The following is a 4,482-nucleotide window of genomic DNA, read 5'->3' as shown; positions in this document are numbered from 1 at the left end:
GGGGGCGGCGCGCCGGGCGGGCGCCGTCCGGCACCCGGAGGACGGTTCGGGCGCGGCGGGCGTGGTCGAGGAGGCGGTGGAGCCGGCGGCGGTGAACGGGCACTTCGGGCCGGCGCCGGCGAACGGAGCGGAGGAACGCGGCTGGCGGGGTCCGGCGGAGCCGGTCCCGGTGGGGGAACGGATGGCGCCGGCCGATGAGTTCCCCGAGCCGTCTCATGAGCCGCCGGCACATGAGACGGCGCCCGAGCCGGTGGCTGACGCGGCGCCGGGGCCGGTGGCTGACACGGTGCCCGAGCCGGTGGCTGACGCGGCGCCGGGGCCGGTGGCTGACACGGTGCCCGAGCCGGCGTTCGCGATGGCGCCCGACGAGGTCCCCGCGCCGGCGCCCGAGGCCACGGTGACGGTGCCGGTGGGTCCCGGGCGGCGCCGCGCGCTGGGGAACGCGCCCGCCGTTCCGCCGCAGGCCGCCGAGTTCGAGGGGCCGCCGGATGGCGCCCCGCACAACGACGCGTTCTACGACGCCTATCGCCAGTACATATACGAGCAGGGCGACTTCCCCAACGCCCGCCAGCTCTCCCGCTTCCTGCACGAACGATTCGCCATCACGGACGACGACGGCACGCTGCTGAGCGAGCAGTATCTCCGGCCGTACACCCGGGGGTTCAGGGAGCGGTACAGCGCGGAGATGGGCACCGGGGTCTGACGCCCCGCCGGTGGCCGCGCCGTAGTCCGTCGACTCCGGTGCGTAGTCCTTTCGTAGGGGGTCGAACCCACCCTGAGGACGATGACGGAGCGTTATTGACTGCATGATGCTGGTGACCGTCAGTGAAAGGTCGCCGGGCGCCGGGGGGTTGGGCGCCGAGGGGAGAGCCATGTCGTCCTCAGTCATCGCACCGTGGCGCGTCGCCCGACGCGTTCTCACCACCGTCCGCGCGGTCCGCGCGACGCTCCACGGCGCCGTCCGGGCGCTCGTCCCGGCGACGGTGGCCGAGGAACGCGCGCGGACGGCAGGCCATCGCCCTGGCCAGCGCGCCCCGTTGCCGCTGCCCTCCTCGGCCGCCGTCACCGGGGACCGCGCCCGGGGCCCATCGGGGCCGTGTCCCCCGGCGGCCGGGCCGCCGGGGGACACGTTCGGACGACGGCCTCGCGCGAGGCCGGGCTCGTCAGCCGCCGAGCAGCCGCCGGATGCGGTCGGCGCCGACGGCCAGCAGCAGCGTGGGCAGCCGGGGCCCGGTCTCACGGCCGATCAGCAGCCGGTAGAGCAGCGCGAAGAAGCTCCGCTGCGCCAGCTTCAGCTCCGGAGTCGGCTTGGCGTCCGCCGGCAGCCCCGCGCGCAGCTTGGGCACGCCGTACAGCAGCGCGGTGAGCCCGTCGAGCGACCACTGGTCGTCCAGCCCCTCCAACAGCAGCGCCAGCGAGGCGCGTTGCTCCTCGTCCAGGGAGTCCAGCAGCTCCGTGTCCGGCTCGGTGCGCACCCAGGTGCGCTGGTCCGCCGGCACCTGGGTCTCCACCCAGCGGGCCGCCCGATCCAGCCGGGGACGCACCTCGTCCAGCGAGCGGACGGGGTTGTCGGGATCGACCTCGCTCAGGATGCGGAGCGTCTGCTCCTCGTCCCCGGTGGTGACGTCCACCACGGAGGCCAGCATCCGGTAGGGCAACGGACGTGCCGTCCTGGGCAGTTCGCCGGCCGCCGTGGCCACCGCCCGGTGGTGCGCGGCGACATCGGCGGGCTGCGCGGTGCCGGCGGCCACCCTGCGGGTCAGCGCGTCGAACTCGTCGTAGGTGCGCTGGATCTCGGAGTCGAACGCGATCTTGAACGCCTGGTTGGGGCGGCGCCTGGCGTAGAGCCAACGCAGCAGGGGCGCCTCCATGATCTGGAGCGCGTCGGACGGGGTGGGGACCCCGCCCCGGGAGCTGGACATCTTGGCCATGCCGCTGATCCCGACGAAGGCGTACATCGGCCCGATCGGCTGCTTCCCTTTGAAGATCTCGGAGACCAGCTGGCCGCCCACCACCCAGGAGGAGCCCGGCGAGTGGTGGTCGACGCCGGCGGGCTCGAAGATCACGCCCTCGTAGGCCCACCGCATCGGCCAGTCCACCTTCCAGACCAGCTTCCCCCGGTTGAACTCGCTGAGCTTGACGCTCTCCTGATGACCGCACGCGCAGTCGTAGCGCAACTCGGTGGTCTCGTCGTCGTAGTCGGTCACCGTGGTGGTGTCCCGGCCGCAGACGGCGCAGTAGGGCTTGTAGGGGTAGTAGCCGGCGCTGCCCGAGCCGCCGTCGTCCTCGGTGGCCGCGCCCGAGCCCTCGACGGCCGCCAGCTCGGCCTCGTCCTCGCTGGCCGCCACGGCGGCGTCCTGGGACGCCTTGCCCCTGGTCCGGTAACGCTCCAACACCGCGTCGATCCGGCGCCGTTCCCGCATGGCGAAGAGGATCTGCTCGCGGTAGGCGCCCGAGGTGTACTGCTCGGTCTGGCTGATGCCCCTGACCTCGATGCCCATCTCGTCCAGGGCGGCCTTCAGCGGCGCCTTGAAGTGCTCGGCCCAGTTGGCGTACGGGCTGCCGGCCGGGGCCGGCACGGAGGTCAGCGGCCGGCCGATGTGCTCCTGCCAGCTCTCGTCCACGCCGGGCACGCCGGCCGGCACCTTGCGGAACCGGTCGTAGTCGTCCCAGGAGACGAGGTGTTCGCAGGGCACCCCCCGCCGCTTGATCTCGTCGGCCACCAGGTGGGGCACCATCACCTCGCGGAGGTTGCCGAGGTGGATGGGGCCCGATGGACTGAGGCCCGAGGCGCAGACGACAGGTTTGCCGGGGGCGCGGCGCTCCGCCTCGGCGATGACCTCGTCGGCGAGTCGGGAGACCCAGTCGGTCTCCATGGTGGTCTGGGCCACGGCTGGCACTTCTCCTTCTGGCTTTTGGCGACCGGGCCATTGTCCCACCCCCGCCGCGCGCCCCCGCACCGGCCGGCCGGGGGCCCGGGTCCGGGCGCGGCGTTCGGTTCCGTAACCGCGCTTGACGATTTACGTTTACATGACAAACACGCATCTTCCGTACAGGCGCCCTTGCTCAATTCCTCTGGTTCGACGAACCTTTCGAGCTGACGAGTGGTGAGCGCAGCTGTGTCATGCTCACGCCCGTTACTCAGAGCACTTCCCCCACACATTCGCGCTTCACCTCTTGAGGAGGACCCCTCTTATGGCAGGGATGCGTATCACCCGCACCACGGCGATCGCCGCGACGGCGGCGCTCGGTCTCGGTGCCAGCGTGCTGCTCCCCACCGTGGCCTCGGCGGACGAGACGCCGGTCGACGCCCGCGCGTTCATCGCCAACGCCAACGCCCCCGGCACCGTCGACGACAGCTATCTGGTGGTGCTCAAGGAGAGCGCCGTCCGCGCCGAGTCGGCCGGCGCCGAGGCGCTCGCCGAGCGCTATGACGCCGAGATCACCAGCACCTACGACACGGTCCTCAACGGCCTGGCGATCTCCGCCTCAGAGGAGGACGCCGTCGCCCTGGCCGCCGACCCGGCCGTGGCCGAGGTCGTGCAGAACCAGACGTTCACCGTCTCCGGCACCCAGTCGCCGGTCCCCTCCTGGGGCCTGGACCGGCTGGACCAGCCCGCGCTCCCGCTGGACGACTCCTACACCTACCCCGACCCGGCGGCGAGGGCGTGACGGTCTACGTCCTGGACACCGGAATCCGCTACACCCACGAGGACTTCGGGGGCCGCGCGGAGTTCGGGTTCGACGCCTTCGGCGGCGACGGCAGCGACGGCTACGGCCACGGCACCCATGTCGCGGGCACGGTGGCCGGCAGCGAGTACGGCGTCGCCAAGAACGCGACGGTCGTCTCGGTCAAGGTGCTCGACGACTCCGGCTCCGGCACCACCCAGTCCGTGGTGGACGGCATCGAGTGGGTCACCGAGAACGCCAGCGGCCCCTCGGTGGCCAACATGAGCCTGGGCGGCGGCGTCGACGAGGTGCTGGACGCGGCCGTCAGCGAGTCCATAGCCGCCGGCATCCCCTACGCGATAGCCGCCGGCAACGACTACGGCGCCGACGCCTCGCTCAGCTCGCCGGCCCGCGTCCCCGAGGCGATCACGGTGGCGGCCAGCTCCGACGACGACAGCTCGGCGTTCTTCACCAACATCGGCTCCGTGGTGGACATCTACGCGCCCGGTGAGGCCATCACCTCCGCGTGGAACACCAGCGACACCGACGAGAACACCATCTCCGGCACCTCGATGGCGACCCCGCACGTGGCGGGCGCGGCCGCGCTGTACCTGGCGGACAACCCGGACGCCACGCCGGACGACGTGCTGGCCGCCCTCTCGGCCGCCGCGCTGCCCGACGCGGTGACCAACCCGGGCGCCGACACCACCGGCGACCTGCTCCAGCTGGGCTGACCCCCGGCGGCCCGGCCGAGGCCCCGAGGGCCCGGCCGGGCCGCGCACCCGACCGTGCCCCGGGCCGGTCAGGCCCGGC

Annotated in this window: 1 protein-coding gene and 2 pseudogenes; 2 read left to right on the top strand and 1 reads right to left on the bottom strand. The window is 72.9% G+C overall.

The features are described 5' to 3' along the window. Positions 1 to 703 (top strand): annotated as a pseudogene (locus tag EBN88_RS30970) (hypothetical protein); the annotation flags it as partial. 460 nt (positions 704 to 1,163) lie between these two features. On the opposite strand, the gene lysS reads toward EBN88_RS30970, so the two are convergent. Then, positions 1,164 to 2,891 carry a lysine--tRNA ligase gene (gene lysS, locus EBN88_RS28795; protein ID WP_122399945.1) on the bottom strand — a complete coding sequence of 576 codons (1,728 nt, stop codon included), beginning with the start codon at positions 2,889 to 2,891 and terminating at the stop codon, positions 1,164 to 1,166. A gap of 304 nt (positions 2,892 to 3,195) precedes the next feature. On the opposite strand from lysS, the pseudogene EBN88_RS28790 reads away from it, so the two are divergent. Continuing rightward, positions 3,196 to 4,403, top strand: a pseudogene (locus tag EBN88_RS28790) (S8 family serine peptidase). The last annotated feature ends 79 nt before the right edge of the window (positions 4,404 to 4,482 follow it).

It is taken from the genome of Streptomyces triticirhizae, from assembly GCF_003696235.1.
Taxonomy (GTDB): domain Bacteria; phylum Actinomycetota; class Actinomycetes; order Streptomycetales; family Streptomycetaceae; genus Streptomyces; species Streptomyces triticirhizae.
This window is presented reverse-complemented; position numbering and strand designations above follow the sequence as displayed.